Origin of the sequence: Catenulispora pinisilvae (genome assembly GCF_015356865.1) — a bacterium.
Classification (GTDB): domain Bacteria; phylum Actinomycetota; class Actinomycetes; order Streptomycetales; family Catenulisporaceae; genus Catenulispora; species Catenulispora pinisilvae.
In genome coordinates, this window is sequence record NZ_JAAFZA010000050.1 from 17,500 (window position 1) to 34,765 (window position 17,266).

Annotated in this window: 17 protein-coding genes; 9 read left to right on the forward strand and 8 right to left on the reverse strand. The window is 68.1% G+C overall.

All coding sequences use genetic code 11. The annotated features are described in order from the left end of the window. The first annotated feature begins 173 nt into the window (after positions 1-173). The 5 genes from IZR01_RS16200 (at position 174) to IZR01_RS16220 (ending at position 5,886) form a co-directional block, all read left to right on the forward strand. Entirely contained in the window at positions 174-1,352 is a 1,179-nt protein-coding gene (locus IZR01_RS16200; protein ID WP_194892728.1) for a Rieske 2Fe-2S domain-containing protein, read from the forward strand. A gap of 49 nt (positions 1,353-1,401) precedes the next feature. Next, positions 1,402-2,514, forward strand: coding sequence for an ABC transporter substrate-binding protein (locus tag IZR01_RS16205; RefSeq protein ID WP_194892727.1), 1,113 nt, complete (start codon positions 1,402-1,404; stop codon positions 2,512-2,514). Positions 2,515-2,559: 45 nt separating this feature from the next. Then, the gene (locus IZR01_RS16210; RefSeq protein WP_194924336.1) at positions 2,560-4,344 is read left to right on the forward strand and encodes an ABC transporter permease; all 1,785 of its coding nucleotides are present in this window, start codon (positions 2,560-2,562) and stop codon (positions 4,342-4,344) included. A 21-nt stretch (positions 4,345-4,365) separates the two neighbouring features. After that, entirely contained in the window at positions 4,366-5,073 is a 708-nt protein-coding gene (locus tag IZR01_RS16215) for a class II aldolase/adducin family protein (RefSeq protein ID WP_194892725.1), read from the forward strand. Between the two features lie 75 nt (positions 5,074-5,148). Next, complete coding sequence (locus tag IZR01_RS16220) at positions 5,149-5,886, forward strand: class II aldolase/adducin family protein (protein ID WP_194892724.1); 738 nt, start codon at positions 5,149-5,151, stop codon at positions 5,884-5,886. A 119-nt stretch (positions 5,887-6,005) separates the two neighbouring features. On the opposite strand, the gene IZR01_RS16225 is transcribed toward IZR01_RS16220, so the two are convergent. From IZR01_RS16225 to IZR01_RS16235, 3 genes are all read right to left on the reverse strand, one after another. Beyond that, positions 6,006-6,818: an IclR family transcriptional regulator domain-containing protein gene (locus tag IZR01_RS16225; protein WP_194892723.1), complete on the reverse strand. Its 813-nt coding sequence runs from the start codon at positions 6,816-6,818 to the stop codon at positions 6,006-6,008. A gap of 116 nt (positions 6,819-6,934) precedes the next feature. Continuing rightward, positions 6,935-8,131 carry an ABC transporter ATP-binding protein gene (locus IZR01_RS16230; RefSeq protein WP_194892722.1) on the reverse strand — a complete coding sequence of 399 codons (1,197 nt, stop codon included), beginning with the start codon at positions 8,129-8,131 and terminating at the stop codon, positions 6,935-6,937. Between the two features lie 104 nt (positions 8,132-8,235). Further along, a complete protein-coding gene (locus tag IZR01_RS16235; protein ID WP_194892721.1) occupies positions 8,236-9,390 on the reverse strand; it encodes a DODA-type extradiol aromatic ring-opening family dioxygenase in 1,155 nt (384 codons plus the stop codon). A gap of 236 nt (positions 9,391-9,626) precedes the next feature. Between IZR01_RS16235 and IZR01_RS16240 the strand changes: the two genes are divergently transcribed. The 3 genes from IZR01_RS16240 to IZR01_RS16250 are packed head-to-tail and all read left to right on the forward strand — an operon-like array spanning position 9,627 to position 11,463. After that, positions 9,627-10,322, forward strand: a complete 696-nt coding sequence (locus IZR01_RS16240) for an alpha/beta fold hydrolase (protein WP_194892720.1) — start codon at positions 9,627-9,629, stop codon at positions 10,320-10,322. A gap of 45 nt (positions 10,323-10,367) precedes the next feature. Further along, positions 10,368-10,727, forward strand: coding sequence for a muconolactone Delta-isomerase (locus IZR01_RS16245; protein WP_228559605.1), 360 nt, complete (start codon positions 10,368-10,370; stop codon positions 10,725-10,727). Next, the gene (locus tag IZR01_RS16250) at positions 10,711-11,463 is read left to right on the forward strand and encodes a GntR family transcriptional regulator (RefSeq protein WP_194924337.1); all 753 of its coding nucleotides are present in this window, start codon (positions 10,711-10,713) and stop codon (positions 11,461-11,463) included. Before IZR01_RS16245 ends, IZR01_RS16250 begins: the two co-directional genes overlap by 17 nt. A gap of 17 nt (positions 11,464-11,480) precedes the next feature. Here the strand turns inward: IZR01_RS16250 and IZR01_RS16255 are convergent, their stop codons facing one another. The 5 genes from IZR01_RS16255 to IZR01_RS16275 are packed head-to-tail and all read right to left on the reverse strand — an operon-like array spanning position 11,481 to position 15,750. Further along, positions 11,481-12,245, reverse strand: a complete 765-nt coding sequence (locus IZR01_RS16255) for a DUF1932 domain-containing protein (protein WP_194924338.1) — start codon at positions 12,243-12,245, stop codon at positions 11,481-11,483. A 39-nt stretch (positions 12,246-12,284) separates the two neighbouring features. Next, the gene (locus IZR01_RS16260; protein WP_194892716.1) at positions 12,285-13,265 is read right to left on the reverse strand and encodes a VOC family protein; all 981 of its coding nucleotides are present in this window, start codon (positions 13,263-13,265) and stop codon (positions 12,285-12,287) included. Between the two features lie 19 nt (positions 13,266-13,284). Beyond that, complete coding sequence (locus IZR01_RS16265) at positions 13,285-14,313, reverse strand: PrpF domain-containing protein (RefSeq protein ID WP_194892715.1); 1,029 nt, start codon at positions 14,311-14,313, stop codon at positions 13,285-13,287. Continuing rightward, positions 14,306-15,019, reverse strand: a complete 714-nt coding sequence (locus tag IZR01_RS16270) for a 4-carboxy-4-hydroxy-2-oxoadipate aldolase/oxaloacetate decarboxylase (protein ID WP_194892714.1) — start codon at positions 15,017-15,019, stop codon at positions 14,306-14,308. The genes IZR01_RS16265 and IZR01_RS16270 overlap by 8 nt, the downstream gene beginning before the upstream one ends. Beyond that, positions 15,016-15,750: a PIG-L deacetylase family protein gene (locus IZR01_RS16275; protein WP_194892713.1), complete on the reverse strand. Its 735-nt coding sequence runs from the start codon at positions 15,748-15,750 to the stop codon at positions 15,016-15,018. Before IZR01_RS16275 ends, IZR01_RS16270 begins: the two co-directional genes overlap by 4 nt. Before the next feature lie 176 nt (positions 15,751-15,926). Between IZR01_RS16275 and IZR01_RS16280 the strand changes: the two genes are divergently transcribed. Then, on the forward strand, positions 15,927-17,231 hold the full coding sequence (locus IZR01_RS16280; RefSeq protein WP_228554142.1) for an ROK family transcriptional regulator: 1,305 nt from the start codon (positions 15,927-15,929) through the stop codon (positions 17,229-17,231). The last annotated feature ends 35 nt before the right edge of the window (positions 17,232-17,266 follow it).

The window sequence follows — 17,266 nt, forward strand, 5'->3', positions numbered from 1 at the left end:
AACCTCTATGCGTACATCTGATCGCAGCAGCGAGGCGCCGTCAAGACTGTGCCCGTCGGGTTACCAACTTCGCGCGATCTCTTGACGTCGTCCTCCTCCTGGGGTCCGATGTACGCATACAGGAGTGCGTACGGAATGCGTACAGACTTCACGCAGCCGAGGAGGATCCGTCTGTGACCGCGATCGCCAACAAGATGACCAACGATGAGGCCACGGGGGCCGAGGAGGAAGTCAAAGACCCGGTCTACACCGGACCCGGCACGGTTGCGGGTCGCCTGATGCGCAGTTACTGGCAGCCGGTCAAGAAATCGCAGGACGTTCCGAACGGGACCGCGCATCCGCTGACCGTCATGGGGGAGCAGTTCACGCTCTACCGCGGCCGGGACGGCCAGGCCGCCGTGCTGGCCCCGCGGTGTGCGCACCGGCTCACCGTCCTGTCCGTGGGGACGGTTGAAGACGGCGGCCTGCGATGCATGTTCCACGGCTGGAAGTTCGGGCCCGACGGACGGTGTCTTGAGGCTCCCGGCGAGTCGGAGGCGCTGGTGCGGAAGGCATCGGTGCGCTCGTACCCGACGCGTGAGGCCTACGGGCTGATCTTCGTCTTCCTGGGCCGGGGTGCGGAGCCGCCGTTCCCGGATCTCGCGGGGTTCTCCCGCGAGCACGGACATGACTTCGAGTCAGCTGCTGTCATCGAGCCCCTCGAGTACACGCGACGCTGCAACTTCTTCTCCAATGTGGAGAACGGCGTCGACCACGCACACGTGCCCTTCACTCATCGGCTCTCGTCCGATCCGAATCGGACCAAGGAGGGTTTCTCACCGGCCGCGGCGCACCAGACGCCCATCACCGTGCACCGGGGGAGGTCCCTGATCCACACCCGCGAGATCGACCAGGACAGCCCTTACCGAGCCACCTTCCTCATGCCCAACGCACTCCACCTCGTCGTGGCCGGCCGCAACGGCCTGCTCGAACAGTTCGCCTGGCGCGTCCCGATCGACGACGAGGTTCACATGAGCTTCGGCGTCATGGGCCACTTCCTCACTCCGGAAGGCGTAGCAGCACACGTGCGCAGGCGGGAGGAGGTAGCCGCACGACGGGAACCCTTTATATCGGCGATCGACGCCGCCGAGCTCATCATCGCCGGCAAGGCGCCCATCACCGACTTCCTGGACCACCCGGACCTGGTCAATCTCGAAGACCACGTCGCGCAGGTCGGCATGGGCCGGCTGGCCGATCGGGAAAACGAGCGGCTCGGCGAATCGGACAAGGGAGTCGTGCAAGTCCGGCGGATGTGGCGGCGGCATCTTGACGCGTTCGACCGCGGCGAGCCGCTCGACACGACCTGGGCCTAGCCCCTTACAGAGCCGTCTCCAATCGATGCAGAACGGAGTGTTCCTGTTGATGAACAGACGAGTCCGGTCCACCGTCACTCTGGTTGTCCTCGCGATGGTCATGGCCACCGCGGCATGCTCCTCCTCCGTGGGGTCCGCGGGCGGAGGCGCCAAATTCACCGCCTCGAGTCTGAGCCAGGTGGTCCAGCAAGCCAAGCAGGAGGGGCAGCTGAACCTCGTGTGGGGCGAAGGGGTTCTGGGCGGGACAAAGGGCCTGCCCAAACTGGCCGAGGGTTTCCGGAAGCACTTCGGACTGCCCGCCGACTTCAAGGTGAGCTTCACTCCCGGGCCCTCGCAGGCGCAGATGGCCGCATCCCTGGACCAGGAGGTCCAGGCTGGCCAGAACTCGACGAGCGACATCATGATCGCCTATCCGGCGGTCTTCCGGATGCTGCTCGGGGCCGGAGTGACCGTCTTCAAACCCGAGGACTGGTCGTGGGCGACCGACATCCCCAAACCGGCGGTGCAAGGCGGCGGGGTCGCCGTCGCCGTGGTGACCAGCATCCCGGTCATCACGTACAACTCGAAGAAGGTCACCGACCCGCCGAAGTCGATGCAAGACCTCCTCGCGCCGCGGTGGAAGGGACGCGTCGCCAGCACGCCGTACGCGTCGAACTTCCCCAACTTCGCCGCGACGATCGGCCAGGACCAGGCCCTTTCCTACATCACCGCGTTCTCCAAGCAGCTCGGTGGTCTCATTCCGTGCACCGAGGACAACCGGGTGCTCAGCGGTGAGTTCGACGCCCTCGCCTTCGACTGCGATCAGAGCACCACGCTGGAGAACATGCGCGCGGGCGGGGCCCTGCGCTACGTGATCCCGTCCGACGCGGCGATGCTGACGCAGTACATGCTGGGGACCCCGGTGAATTCGGCACACCCGGCAGCCGCTCAACTCTTCATCGACTACCTGATGACCCGTGAAGCACAGGACACGCTGTGGAACGTCGCGGCGGGGGATTCGGTCTTCGTCAAGGGTTCGAATATAGAGAAGTTGGTCGCCGCGAGCCAGGCCGACGGTGTCACGTTCCACGACTGGGATCTCGATGCTGTCCTGGCTGACAAGGACTGGCCCAGTTCCGAATACCTTCAGAACCAGGTCTCGATCCTGACCAAGACGAAATAGCGGTGGGGACGTGCGGGCGATGAACCACCTCACTAAGGAGGATCGATGACCCTGACCAGAACCCCGCCGGACGACGTCCTCGCCGCGCCACCGGATGAGACGCGAGCACGTCGAGAACGGTCGATCGGGCCGGCCGGTCTGCTCCTGGCCGCATCGGCCGTCGCGCTGGCCATCCTGTCGCTGCTCGGGCTGATCGTCGTCGTCGCCTTCAACACGAATGGCATCCGCGGCACCGCGACCTGGACGAACTTCCACGACCTGTTTCAGAGCTCGTTCGCGGTGCAGTCGATCGGCAACACCCTGATCTACATGGCGGTCGCGACCGTGACCTCGGTGCTGATCGGCGTGCCGGCCGCGTGGATCATCGAGCGGACGGACCTTCCCGGCAAGTCGATGGTTCACGCGTTCTTCGTCGTGGGCATGCTGATCCCCGGCTTCTTCGTCGCGATGGGGTGGCTCATCATGTTCCACCCGCACGTGGGACTGGTGAACGAGCTCTTCGCCTCGGTGTTCCACACCAAGTCCGGCCCCTTCAACGTCGTGACGATTCCAGGGATGGGATTCGTTCAGGGTCTGAGCCTGGCGCCGGTCGTGTTCGCCATGACCTCGGCGACCTTCAAGACCATGGATCAGTCCCTGGAGGAGGCCGCGCGTACCGCCGGCGGCACCTTCCTGCAGCAGATGCGCCGAGTGACCCTGCCGCTGTCGTGGCCGAGCATTCTCGCCGCCACGCTATACGTGGCCATCATCGCGTTCGGGGCCTTCGACATTCCCGCCATCATCGGCCTGTCCGCGCGCAAGTTCACGTTCAGCACCTTCCTCTTCTACAACGTGAACCCCCAGGCGGGCTTTCCCCGGTACGGGCTGGTCGCCGCTTTCAGCACCTTCATGATCGTGATCGGCGGCTTGCTGAGCTGGTCCTACTCACGTGTGCTGCGGAGAGCGAATCAGTATCGGGTGATCACCGGGAAGAACTACAAGCCCTCTGTCGTCGCACTGGGGCGCTGGACCTGGGGAGCCTGGGCCTTTCTCGGCTCCTACATCCTCATCGCGACGGTCATGCCGCTGCTGGGTGTTCTCTGGTCGGCGCTGTCGCCTCAGCAGCAGCCCCTCTCGGTGTCCGCGCTCTCCTCGATCAACCTGGACAATCTCACGCAATTGCCGTGGCCTTTGGTGCGCAGCGCCCTTCTCCATACCGTGATCATCATGCTCGCGGTGCCGACGCTCACGTTGATCTGGAGCACCGTCTTCTCCTGGATCACTGTCCGCTCGAAGTACAGATTTCGCGCAGTCTTCGACTACGTCGCGTTCGTCCCGCACGCCGTGCCCAGCCTGATCCTCGGAATGGGGGCGTTCCTGTTCTCGCTGTTCGTTCTCCCCAAGTCCTGGGGGCTCTACGGTTCGCTCCTGCTGCTGGTGGTACTCATGTCGCTGGTCGCGGTGAGTTTCGGCTCGCGAATGACGAACTCCGCTCTGATGCAGATTCATCCGGAGCTGGAGGAGGCGGCAGCCGTCTCCGGGGCCAGTCTTCTGACAACCTTTCGGCGGGTACTCGCGCCGCTGCTCCGGCCGACATTCCAGAACGCGTGGCTATGGCTCGCGGTCCTGTCGTTCCGGGACTTGACGGTCCCTCTCATAATGTTCTCGCGAGACAACATGACGCTCTCCGTCACCGTCTGGAACCTCTGGTCGGGCGGCAACCCGGGACAGGCTGCGATGATAACCGTGCTGATGCTCATTGTCGTTTCCCCGCTCGCGCTACTCTACCTGCGGCTTTCGCGGGGAAATCCGAGCCCTCAGGTGGGCGCACAGGTAGGAAAGGAAGGGTGAATGACGACAGTCACGGATATCGTGGCCGCGAATCGGATCCTGGCGCACCATGGGGTGCTCAACGCCTACGGGCACATCAGCGCACGGGACCCGGATGACGCCGAAGCCTTCTATCTGTCGCGGTCGTTGAGTGCCAGTCAAGTCGGCGAAGGCGACATCATGCGTTTCGACCTCGAAGGCGACGCCATGGCCGACGATAGGCGGGCGCCGTATGTCGAGCGCTTTATTCACGCAGCCATCTACGCCGCCCGCCCGGATGTGCATTGTGTCTTGCACGCGCACACCGAGGAGATCCTTCCCTTCACCATCACCAGCGAGCCCTTTCGGGCGGTGATCCGGAGCGTGAGCGATATCGGTGTGGAGGTGCCGAGGTGGGACATCCGCACCGGATTCGGCGACGCGACGAACCTGCTGGTCTCCACGATCGAGCATGGGCGTGATCTGGCGGCGACTCTCGGCGGGCACTCGATGGTGCTCATGCGCGGGCACGGTTTCACCTCCTGCGGGCCTTCGGTCTTGAGGACCGTGAGCACCGCGGTGAACCTGCCTCGAAATGCCCGGGTACTGCTCGCGGCCCGGCAGATGCGGGGACCCGTCGTCGCGATGTCCGCGGCGGAAATGGCCAGTGTGAGCGGTGTCAGCGGGCGCGACCTCGGCCCCGACAGCCCGGCGGCCCGACGCGGCTGGAACCTGTGGCTTGCCGAAGTCGGGCTCGACGGCGCCGAGTGAGCGGCGAACATGCGGCTGGCAACCGAATAGCTGCTGTTCGAATACAGGAGGAACTGTGAGACCTGAGGAGGAGTCATGACACCGGTGGAGAAGGCACGCCGCCAAGCGGTCCTAGCGTCCCGGGCCCTGGCTGCATCAGGACAGGGCGACATGATCTGGGGGCATGCCGCGGTGCGCGATCCGGAAGGGCGAGGCATCTGGATCAAGGCCCCGGGCTGGGGGCTCGAGGAGGTGCGGGACGAGCGACTGCAACTCGTCTCCTTCGATGGCGAAGTCCTGGCCGGATCGGGGACGCCCCACAAGGAGTGCCCGATCCATCTGGAACTGCTCAGTGCCCGAAGCGCATTGCAGTGCTCGGTGCATACTCACGCCCGAGCCGCTGTGGCCTTCGCGTCCCTGGGCACACCGTTACTGGCCGTCTCTCACGAGGGTGCCCTGTTCGGCGGTGAGGATGTGCCTCGTTTCCGCGATACCGGCAGCCTCATCGCGAGCCCGGAACTGGGGCGGCGACTCGCCGCCGCGATCGGTGACGCGCCCGCCGCTCTCATGCCCAAGCACGGCCTGGTCGCCGCGGGCAACACTGTGGGCGCCGCCGTCATGCACGCCGTGCTCCTGGAGCAGGCCTGCCGTACTCAGCTCGATGCGATGGCGGCCGGCCACGTGACCGTGCATTCCGATCCCGCCGAGGCCTTGGCCAAACGCGCACTGTGCTGGCCCCCGCACCAACTCGAAGCCGGCTGGCGCTATCTGTTGCGCAAGTCCGTCGGCGCCGGTGAGCCGCCCGACTGGAAGGACGAGGAGTACCTCCCATGAGCAATTACGAGGCGGGCGCCGCGTCCGCGGCCTGGGAACGAACCTGGTCCTTCCTCGACCGCCATCTGCCTGCCGGCTGATTTTCTGTTCGGGGCAGGCTTTCCGTTCCGGTCGGGCTTTCAGGTCAGGCGAGAAATCCGGTCGGCATGCTCCAGGAGGGCGGGAAGGAACTCACTGAGTGCCTTCTCGCTGCCCACCTGCGGGTTGGTGACATTCACCGAGAGCGCGGCGATGGTCTTGCCGTTCGAGTCCAGGACCGGGGCCGCGATCACGAGGTAGCCGAGCTCGATCTCACTGTCGACCAGCGCGTAGCCGTCGGTTCGCGCCTCGTCGACGGCTCGCAGAATGGCCTCGGGGTCGGTGAGGGTGAGATGGGTGTGCGCCTGGGGTTGGCGGTCGGCCAGGGCGGCGGCTGCCTCCTCGGGCGTCATCGCCGCCATGAACACGCGTCCAGAGGCTGTGCAGTAGGCGGGAAGCCGCCTGCCCAGCCTGCCGAGCAGACCGCCGACGGCGAGCACGCGGTCTGCGTCTGCGCGTGCGACGACGACCGTCTCGCCCTCGTCCCACACCGTCAGGGCGACTGTCTCGCGGAGCAGGTCGCGAAGACTCTCGAGGTACGGCTGGGCGATCGAACTCAGCGAATCGGACCCGATGTAGGCCGAGCCGAGTCGAAGCACCCTTCTGGTCGGGGTGAAGCGCTTGCCGTCGAACCGGAGGTAGCCCAGCTCGGTGAGGGTCAGCAGGCACCGCCTCGCGGTGGGCCGGCTCAGATCGGTCAACCTGGCGGTCTCGGCGATGGTCAACGGCAGCCTGGCAGCGGCGAACGCCTCCAGTACCGCGATGCCCTTCGCCAGCCCGGCCAGGCCATCACCGCCGCCCCGTGGCCGGGCATCCTTGACTTCCGCCGCCGCGACACCGTCAGACGCACCCATCCATGCTCCCCTGTACGCATCTGCCACTCTGTACGATATGCGTACATCCTAGTCCAGGGAGAGGGGCGACTTCAATGTGGTCACGCCTGGGTCGGTTCGTGGGCTGATGGGCGCGGTCAGCGGGGGAGTAGCCACGTGGCGTCGGCGGCGAAGGCGACCGTGACGGTCGACTCGCGGCTGAAGCGGACGTCGGCCTCGGCTCGGACGAGCAGGGCGGTGTCGTTGACGCACACGGTGTACTCGGTCAACTCGCCGAGGAACTGTGCTGAGAGCACGCGGCCGGTCATGGAGTGCGCGGTGGTCTGCTCGGCGGGGGCGGTCAGGCGGATGTTCTCCGGTCGTACGCACAGGGTGACCGCGGTACCGGCGGGAGTGGGCGTCGCGCTTCGTGCGGGCAGTGGGACGCCGAGTGCGGACTGGACGAGGTGGGTACTCACGCCCGGTTGAGGGCTCTGCAGGACCTCCGCCTCGACGAAGTTCGTTCGCCCTATGAAGCCGGCGACGAACGCGTTGGCCGGGTGCTCGTAGATCTCCCGTGGTGCACCGATCTGCTGGATGACGCCGGCTTGCATGACGGCGATCCGGGTCGACATCGCCAGGGCCTCGGTCTGGTCGTGGGTCACGTAGACGGCGGTGAAATCGGACTCGGCCTGCAACCGTTTCAGCTCCACCCGCATGGTGTCGCGGAGCTTGGCGTCCAGGTTGGACAGCGGTTCGTCCAAGAGCATGATCTCCGGCTGGGCCACCATGGCCCGGGCCAGTGCCAGGCGCTGCTGCTGGCCGCCGGACAGTTGGGTGGCCGACCGCTTGGCGTAGGCGTCGAGTTCGACGGTCTCAAGGGCCTGGTGCACGGCCGTTCTGAGCTCCGCTGCCGAACTCCGGCTCTCGCGGCCGCGTACTCGCAGGGGGAACGCGACGTTCTCGAAGACCGACATGTGCGGCCAGATGGCGTATGACTGGAACACCATGCCGATGCCGCGCTTGTTGCTGGGGACGTTGATCCCGGCGGACGAGCCGTACACGGTCCGCCCCGCCAGCGAGATCTCGCCGGAGTCCGGCGTCTCCAGTCCCGCGATGGAGCGCAGGGTGGTGGTCTTCCCGCACCCAGAGGGTCCCAGGAGGGTGAAGAACTCGCCTGGCTCGATCGTCAGCGACAGGTCGTCGACAGCTCGCGGATTCCTGCCCTGCTTCGGCTCGGACGCATAGGTCTTGACGATGTGGTCGAGGACGATCGCGGGCTTCGTCCCGGCAGCCGAGTCATCCGACTCCGCGTCCGCGACCCCCTTCAGTGCCGCCGATGGTGTCCCGGACATGTTTCATCCCTTCTTTCCTGTGACTGTACGTATAGCGTACGTGAGCCTCTATGCGTACATCTGATAGCAGCGAGGAAGCCGCGTCAATAGATCGTGCGAAGGCGTCAACCCGCCGCGGCGAGGTCGTTCTTCACGACCTGCCAGGCGGACAGCGCCAGCAGCGGGTGCGCGCCGAGTTCGACCAGGCGGTCGAACCCGTCGGCGGCCAGCGCCTCGCGTTCGCCGGCGCCGAGGCCGCTGGTCGCGATGGCACCGTCTCGGTCCGCCACGAACGCGGAACGGAAGTCCGTCTGCGTGACGATCTGTCGCAGGAACCGGTTGAGCGGCAGGCTTCGCGGTTCGGGGAAGCGGTAGTAGACGTAGTCCTCTTGGCGGAAGACGTGGCCTCCGTAGCGGGCGATCCGCTCTGGCTCCGGCTGCTCGAACTTCTCGGACCTCTCGGACTGCTCAGTCGTCGGGCCAAGTCCGGGAACGAACTGGATCACCCCGTGGCCGTGGTGGGACAGCTCCTGGTAGGAGAGCAGATGGCCAGGCAGTTCGCCGCCGGTGATGCCGAGCAGAACGCACCAGGTCAGCAGTTCGCTCTCGCCGACCTCGTCGAGGTTGACCGAGGTGAGACCGAGCAGGTCGTCATAGCGGCCGGCCGCGGTCTCCTGGATCAGCCACTTGTCGAACGCGTAGTTGGGCGCGGTGTAGCGGGACGTGCCGGGGAAGTGGGACATGCCGCCGCTGGCGATCACCGCGATGCGCTCGGGCCGGTCCGCCAGTGCGTCCGCGATGGCCTTCCCCAGCGCGTAGCAGCGGTGGGGGCTGGGGATCGGTGGCAGGTAGGTATTGACCAGCAGCGGTATGACGGGGACGTCGCTGTCGCCGAGGATGTGCTCGAACGGGGTCAAGAACGCGTGCCCCAACTCGGCCTGCTGTGAGTAGGTCACGTCGAAGTCCCGCGCGATCACGCCTTTGAGCAGGTCCACCGCGAGCGAGGTGTGGATCTCCTTGCGCCGGCGCCATCGGGTGTAGACAGCCTCGCACTCCTGCGAGACGACCAGGGTGAAGGCGGGGACCGCCTCCAGCCAGAAAGTCTCCAGGTGGTCGATGCCGATGACGAGCACGGCGTCGGGCCTGGCCGCGTCCAGAACCCGGCCGAAAGCGTGCAGGGCGGCGGTGCTGTTGTCGAGTTTGTCGATCTCCTCGTACGGGGGGCGGCTGAGCAATTGCGGGGCGTGCACGGCCGCGGCCGCGGCGACGATCTCGGCCATCTCACGACTCCCTGGGGGTTCCGGTGTGCGGCTGACGGGTTCATGGTCGGGGACGTTAATCGTTAACAATTTTGTCGTCAAGGCAGGGCTGCGATGCAGGCTCGACCAATTCTTTGCAGCTTTTACCAGCATTTGATATTATTTGGAGCTGGATCTGACCCTGGACAATGGTCAACAAGATTGGCAACAATATGTAGCGAGCGACGAACTGAAGCGCCGGCGAAGGGTTGCGGACTGTGAAATACGTGTTGATCTCCGGTGCCTGGCACGGCGGCTGGTGCTGGGAACGCGTCGCACCCTTGCTGCGCGCCGCGGGGCACGAGGTCCACACCCCGACGCTGACCGGGGTGAGCGACCGGGCACACACCCTCACCCCGCAGGTGGGGCTGAACACGCACGTCGAGGATGTGGTGCGGCTGCTCGACAGCTACGACCTCACCGACGTCTGCCTGGTCGGACACAGTTACGCCGGCCAGGTCGTCGCCGGCGTCGCGCAGCTCCGGCCGGAACGGCTCGCCCTGAGGGTCCACCTGGACGCCTTCGTGCCCGAGGACGGCGAGGCCGCCATCGATCTGCTGCCCGGTGAGATCGCCCAGCACTACCGCGAGTCGGTGCGCGACGCCGGGTTCGGCTGGCTCATCCCGACGCGCTCGCTGACCGTCCTGGGGGTGACCGGCGAGGCGGACCTCGCCTGGCTGACCCCGCGGCTGACCCCGCACCCCTGGCTCACCTACACGGAGCCGGTGCGGACCGGCTCGGCGGCGGCGAGCATCCCGGCGCGGTACCTCGACTGCACGGACTGGATAGGCGTGTTCGCGCCACACGCCGAACGGGCCCGCAAGCTCGGCTGGGACGTCAGGGCACTGGCCACCGGCCACGAAGCCATGGTGACCGCACCCGGGGACCTGGCGACATTGCTTCTCGCGGACTGAGGCAGTACCGGGCAGGCCCGCTCCGGCTACACGCCTCCGACGGACATGGACCTTGAAATGGAATGGTTGGTACGTACGCACAACCGGCTGCCGGCGGACACACCCGTCGCTGAGCGCGAAGGATTGCGCGCCGCCGAGCGCGAGCGGGCCCTGGAGTTGCGGGCCCAAGGAGTTCTCAGGAAGCTTTGGCGTACGCCCGGCAGCGCGGGCACAGTTGCTCTCTATGAATGCCGGGACGCTACGCATTTGCACGAGGCGTTGTCGTCGCTGCCGATGTTCCCCTGGCTTGAGGTGAGCGTCGAGCCACTGGCCGACCACCCGCAGGAAGCTCAGGCCGCTGCGCTGGCCGCGGCACGTGCCGAAGCCCTGGACCACCCCGAAGGACACGATGAACAACCCGTCTGAGAACAACCCCTCGGATCAGACCAAACCCGCACCGGCCACAGCGCTCGTCGATCTCGTCGACCGGGTGAGACTGGCCATCGCGCACGGCGAACTCCTGCCGGGCCGGCATCTGGTGGAAGCCGACCTCGCCGCGATGTTCGGCGCCTCGCGCGGCGCGGTGCGGTCGGCGCTGACGGTCCTGGACACGGACGGGCTGATCACCCGCACCCCCAACCGTGGCGCGCGGGTGCGCCCGGTCTCCCTCGCGGAGGCCGTCGAGATCACCGAGTTGCGCGCTGTCATCGAGGGGATGTGCGCGGCGAAGGCGGCGCGGCGGGCCACCGCTCAGGAGCGAGCCGACCTGCGGCGTCTGGACGACCAGATGCGTGCCGCTGTCGAGGCGGGCGACACCGCGGCTTACAGCCGGCTCAGCGAGAACGTGCACGAGCACATCCGCGAGCTCGCCGGGCACGCGGCGGCCGTCGACGTCCTCGACCGGCTGCGCTACCGCAGCGTGCGGTACCAGTTCAGTGTGGCGCGGCTGCCGGGCCGACCGAGCCGGGGCGTCGAGGAGCACTCGGCGATCATCCACGCCGTGGTCGCCGCGATGCCGGACGACGCCGAACGGGAGATGCGCTCGCATCTTCAGAGCGTGATCGGTGCGCTGTACGAACTTCAGGCGCAGGGCGGCCTTTCCATCCCCGTGCCGGCTGCTGTGTCCGCGCCGCTGGCGGAAGGCATGACGAACCAGGGTTGAACGGGCGCGCGCCGACATCAACCCTCCACGAGCGCACGGAGCCAAGCCTGCGTCGCATCGCACACCGGATGGGACGCGCCGAGCTCGTCGAGGTAGTCCCGGCACGCCCGCACCTCGTGCGCGCGCCGGGCGGCGTGCTCCCGGGTCCCGTCGATCAGCCGTGCCACCAGGGCGGTCCCGTTGCCGCCCAGTTCGCCGGCGATCTGGTCGCGCACCCACTGCTCGCACCCCGCCGCCGCACCGGCCGACACCGCTTCGAGCACTGTGGCCGCCATTCCCTTCATGAACACGCTGCGCAGCAGCTTGCGCCCGGCGGCGGCGCCGACCGGTTCGTCGAGCACGTCGACCACCGCCCCAGCGGCCCGGAACGCCTGGGCGAGGCGGCCCGCACCGGGTCCGGAGGCCAGAAGGGGCGTCGCCGCACCTCGGCGCGGGACCGGGGCGAGTACCGCGACGTCGGCCATCACAGCTCCGGTGCCGACCAGAGCCCGCTCGGCCGCCCGCTTCTCGGCCGGAGAGCCGGTGTTGAAGTCCGCGTAGCAGGCACCGGGTGTCAGTGCCTCGGCGGCTTGGGCCGCGGCGTGTGTGGCGAACCGGGCTCCGGTCAGCCCGAGTACGACGTCGGCCCGTTTGACGGCCTCGGCGATCGACGACGCCCGGCGCAGACCAGGCGGCGTCGGCACCGGTGCGGGATCGAACGCCCAGACCTGCCAGCCGATGGCGATCAGATCCGAGGCGTACAGCCGGCCGGCTTCTCCGAGGCCGAGTATGGCGATCCGCATGATGATGTCCTCCCGGTTGTGGATCAGTCCGGTTGTGGATCAGTGGATCGCCAGGTCTGCGACATCGACCGGTGGGGTGCCGTGCGTGTGGAAGGACTCGATGGTCCTCAAGCCCCAGGCCTGGCCTTTCGCGCGTTCCGCCGCGGTCCAGGTGACGGTCTCCCAGTCGGGGGCGAGTAGGAGCCGGGACACCGGGTTGCACAGTTCGATGCGGTTTCCGCCGGGCTCGTAGACGTACAGGAAGAAGGTCTGCTGGATCGCGTGCTTGTGCGGGCCGGTTTCGATGAAGACGCCCGCATCCAGGCAGATGTCGGCGGCGCGCAGGATCTCCTCGCGGGTGTCGGTGGCGAAGGCGATGTGGTGGAGCCGGCCGTGACTGCCGGTCCAGTCCTCGGTGTAGACCAGGTCGTAGGACTTGTTGCCGAAGTGGTGCCACTGCGCGCTGATCCGGCCGTCGTCCATGCGGATCTGCTCGCTGGTGCGGGCGCCCAGGACATCCCGCTGGAACGTCCCGTTCGTCGATACCTCGGCGGCCAGGAAGTTGACGTGGTCCAGGCGGCGTACGCCGATGCCGTGCGCCGGCTTGGCCTCGGCCTGGTTCTTCAGGGCCGGGCGCGTGGCCGGCGGTGCCTGGTAGTGCTCGGAGTCCCAGTAGAGCTCGAACTCGTGGCCGTCCGGGTCGCGGAACAGGTAGCTCGGTCCCACGCCGAACCCGCCGTCCTGCCAGCCGGCGCCCAGGCCGCGGGCCTCGATCGCGGCGACCCGGCGCTTGAGGGCGTCCGCGCTCCAGGTGCGCAGCGCGGTGCGGCGGATGCCCGAGGTCTCGTGGCCGGTGAGGATCAGGCTGTGGTGTTCGTAGTCGTCGAAGGTGCGCAGGTACACCGAGTCGCCCACGCGTCCGCAGATGCGAAGGCCGAGGATCTCGGTGAAGAAGTGCAGGCTCGCGTCGAGGTCGGGGGTGAGCAGTTCGGCGTGGCCGAGGTGGGCGATCTCATGGAGGGGCGAGGGCGTCGCGGGCATGAGGCTCCTTGATCCGGTGTCAGGCGGGCCGGGGGAAGACGGTGCCTTCGAACAGCTTGCGAGCCGTGCGCGCCAGAGCCGAACGCGCGGTGCGCGGGCGGTCGGCGGGCGCGTCCGGGTCGAGCTCGACGACGATGTCGAGGAAGCCACTGGGGTGCTCCAGGCGCAGCGGCCGCCCGGGGGAAACGGCGGCGAGCTCGGCCCCGACGGCTCCGGGCAACAACAGCGCGGCGGCGACGCCGGCCGCGCCGAGCACCCCGATCGCCTCGTGACAGCGCACCGGGATGAAAGTCCGGGTGCTGATGGTGCCGCCGTCGCGCGGCGGTGAGAGCAGGGATATCTTCGGCAGCGACGGCGCCTCACCCAGGCCCATCAGCTTCAGCGCCGCGGTGCGGATCCGCCGGACGCGGTCGGCGAGCGCTTCGTCGGCTTCCAGCTCGGCCGGGGTCTGCTCACCGGTCACGCCCAGGTCGGCCGCCCTGACCACGACGACGGGCATGCCGTTGTCGACGCAGGTCGCCTCGATGCCGTCGAGCACGTCGAGGATGCGGCCGGTGGGCAGCAGGGGCTTGTCGGTCGGCGAGGCGAACTCCAGCAGGACCGGCTCGCGGTAGTCGACCGTTCCGCCGACAGCCGTGAAGGTGGCTGTCGCCGACTCGCCGGTGTTGACCAGATGAATGCGGATACTGACATGCTCCCCGGCAGAGGCGAACAGAGCGCGCTCGACGGCGAACGGTCCGACCCCGGCCAACAGGTTGCCGCAGTTCTGCCGGTCGGTGACGAACGCCTCGTCGACTCCGGCCTGCAGGAACAGGTAGTCGACGTCCGCGTCCGCCCGGCTGGACGGCGACACCACGGCGACCTTGCTGGTCAGCGGGTGCCCGCCGCCGATCCCGTCGATCTGCCGAGGGTCGGGGGTGCCCAGGACGCGCAGCAGGACGTCGTCGCGTTCGGCGGGGTCGGCCGGCAGGTCCGAGGCGAGGAAGTACGCGCCCTTCGACGTGCCGCCGCGCATCTGGATGCAGGGGATGCCGGCCGGCTCAGACATTCCTGCGCTCCCCGGCGAGGTACTGCTCATACGGCACGTACTCCACACCGAGCTCGCCGAGCAGAGCTCTGAGGCCGTACCGGTCCAGCCCGAGCTGGCCGGCGGCGAGCACGTCCCGGGTGATCTGTTCCTTGGCCTCGCGGGCCCGGGAGGCTTCGATGGCGCGCGGCAGCTCGTGCGCCGGCACGGTGAGCACTCCGTCGTCGTCGGCGACGATCACCGAACCCGGGAGCACGCTCTGGCCGCCGACGACCAGTGGAACGTTGACCGCCCCAGCCGTGGCCTTGACCGAGCCCTGAGCGCTGACGTGCCGGGTCCAGATCGGGAATCCCATCGCGCGCAGCTCCGCGGTGTCGCGCACCCCGGCGTCCATCACCAGGCCGCGGATGCCGCGCGCGGCGAGCGAGGTGGCGAGCAATTCGCCGAACAGGCCGTCGGTGCACGGCGAGGCGGTAGAGACCACGAGGACGTCGCCGGGACCGCATTGCTCGACCGCGGCATGGATCATCAGGTTGTCGCCCGGCCAGCACAGCGCGGTCACCGCCGAGCCAGCGATGCGCGTCCCCTGCTGGATCGGGCGGATCCGCGGGCCCAGATACCCGATCCGGCCCAGTGCCTCGTGCACGGTGGCCACGCCGAAGCGCGCGAGTTCGTCGAGCTGGTCCAGTGGCGGGCGCGGCACGCCGGTGACGACGACGTTCCTCACGCGAGCTCCTTGGCCGTCTGCGGGTAGTGACGCTGGAACGCTTCGGCGCGGGTGTCGTGGGCGAGCCCGAGGTTCGGGCCGGCGTTGCGCTGCAACTGCACGCCACGCCGCTTAGCGAGATCGGTGTAGTAGTCCCACATGTGCTGCTGCGCAGGCAGGCACTGCATGGCCTTCTGCTTGCGTTCGAAGACCGGCGTGATGTCGAGCAGGACGTCCGGCTTGAAGTCGCACTGCTCGCTCTGGTGCGGCTCGAAGGAGAACACCGGAGGCGCGCCGAGCACGTCGCCCGGCGCCTGGTAGCCGATGGCCTGCGCGAGGATCCGCGCCTGCATGGCCATCCGCGCGGCGGCCGGATGATCGCCGTTGTACGGATCGGCCAGGGTGTGGGTGAGCACAACCGTGGGCTGTACGTCCCGGTAGATGTGTACGAGCCGGTCCACCAGTTCGGCGTTCTCCGACAGCGGGTAGTCGCCGGCATCGAAGAACTCGATCTCGGCGCCGAGGGCCGAGGCCGCGGCCTCGGCCTCCGCACGCCGGATCGCCTTGATCTCCTCGAGCGGCTTGCCGGCCAGCCATGCCTTCGCCGATTCGCCGCGCTCGCCGTAGGACAGACAGACGACCTTGGCGCGCTCTCCGCGCTCGGCCGCCAGGGCTATCGCGCCGGCCGAGCGCCAGACGAAGTCACCGGCGTGCGCGCTGACGACCAGCAGTGCGTCACGGGATTCAGCCATGGTCCGTACTCCTTGCTCGATGGTTGTGCGGGCTGCTGGGCCCAGTCGAGTATCGACCGAGGGGCTATTTACTTCAAGCCTTGAGTTATTACGCTCTTATAACGGGCACAAGTGAGCCGATAGATCATCGCGCCGCCCTCGATGGATCGAGCGCCGGGTGGGTTATATTTTTCGGCATGCGAGATTTAAACCTGCCGCCCCGGCTGCCGCCGGCGTCGGGCCGGCCGGCCGGATCGGCGAGAATCGACGCCGTGGACACTCCGGCCGACTCCTCCGACGTGCGACGCCGCAATCTCGCGCTGGTGCTGCGGCACATCGCCGCCCACGGTCCGTGCGCACGCACCGAATTGGCAGCGGCGACCGGCCTGGTGTCGGCCTCGATCACCGCGTTGGCCGCGGAACTGATCGGCAGCGGTCTGGTGCGCGAGGCCGGCCTGGCGTCCTCCGGCAGCCGCGGCCGGCCGCGCAAGCTGCTGGAACTGCGCGCGGGCCGGGTGCAGACCGTCGCGGTCGAGGTGATGCCGGACCGGCTCGCCGGTGCGGTCTGCGACCTCAGCGGCACGGTCACGTGGCGCGGGGAGCGCGTGCTCGCCGCGCCAGGTGACCCGCGGCCGGTGGCCGAGCAGATCGCCGGGCTCGTTCAAGAGGCCCTGGAGGCGACCGCGACGCCAGGGCGCACTCAGGTGCACACTGCCCGCCTAGTGCTCGCCGTTCCGGGCGCGGTGATCGAGGACGACCTGATCGCCGACTCGATCCTGCTCGGCTGGCGCCGCATCGACCTCGCCGCACTGGTGCGCGCCGCGCTGCCGGCCGGCTCGTGCCCGGTGAGCGTGGTCAACGAGGCGAACATGGCTGCGTTCGCCGAGTACCACGCGTTGGCGAGCCGCACCGGTACGGCACCGCGTGCCTTCGCCTACCTGCGCGTCGGCCCCGGCATAGGCGGAGGCCTGGTGGTGGACGGGCAGATCCAGACCGGCGGGCACGGCATGGCGGGGGAGTTCGGCCACATCCCTGTCGCCTTCGACGGACCGGCGTGCAAATGCGGCGACCACGGCTGCCTGGTCACCTACCTTGGCCTCGAAGCCCTGATGCGCGCGGCCGGCCTCGACCCGGACCTCCACGATCAGGACCCTGAGCGGGCCCGGGCCGACTTCGACCGCCGGCTACGAGCCGGAGATCCCGGCCCGGCGCGCGCGCTCGAAGCCGGCGCCCGTGCTCTGGCGACCGCGTTGACCGCCGTCTCCCGCGTCGCCGATCCGGAACAGGTGGTTCTCGGAGGGCACCTGGCGGCTTGGTCGGACTGGCTCGTGCCCACGGTCCTGCGCCACTTCGCCGGCCGCCGCGCCATCACCCCGACGGACGAGCCGGTGCTGAGCACCGAGCTGCTCGGCCGGCACGCGACGATCGTCGGCGCCCTGCGCCATGGCTGCGAGACCGTCTTCAACGACCCGGCGAGCGTGCCATCGCTCACAAGGCCCTGATTCGTGGACGGAGTCGCCGTGGGGAGATGGTGCCT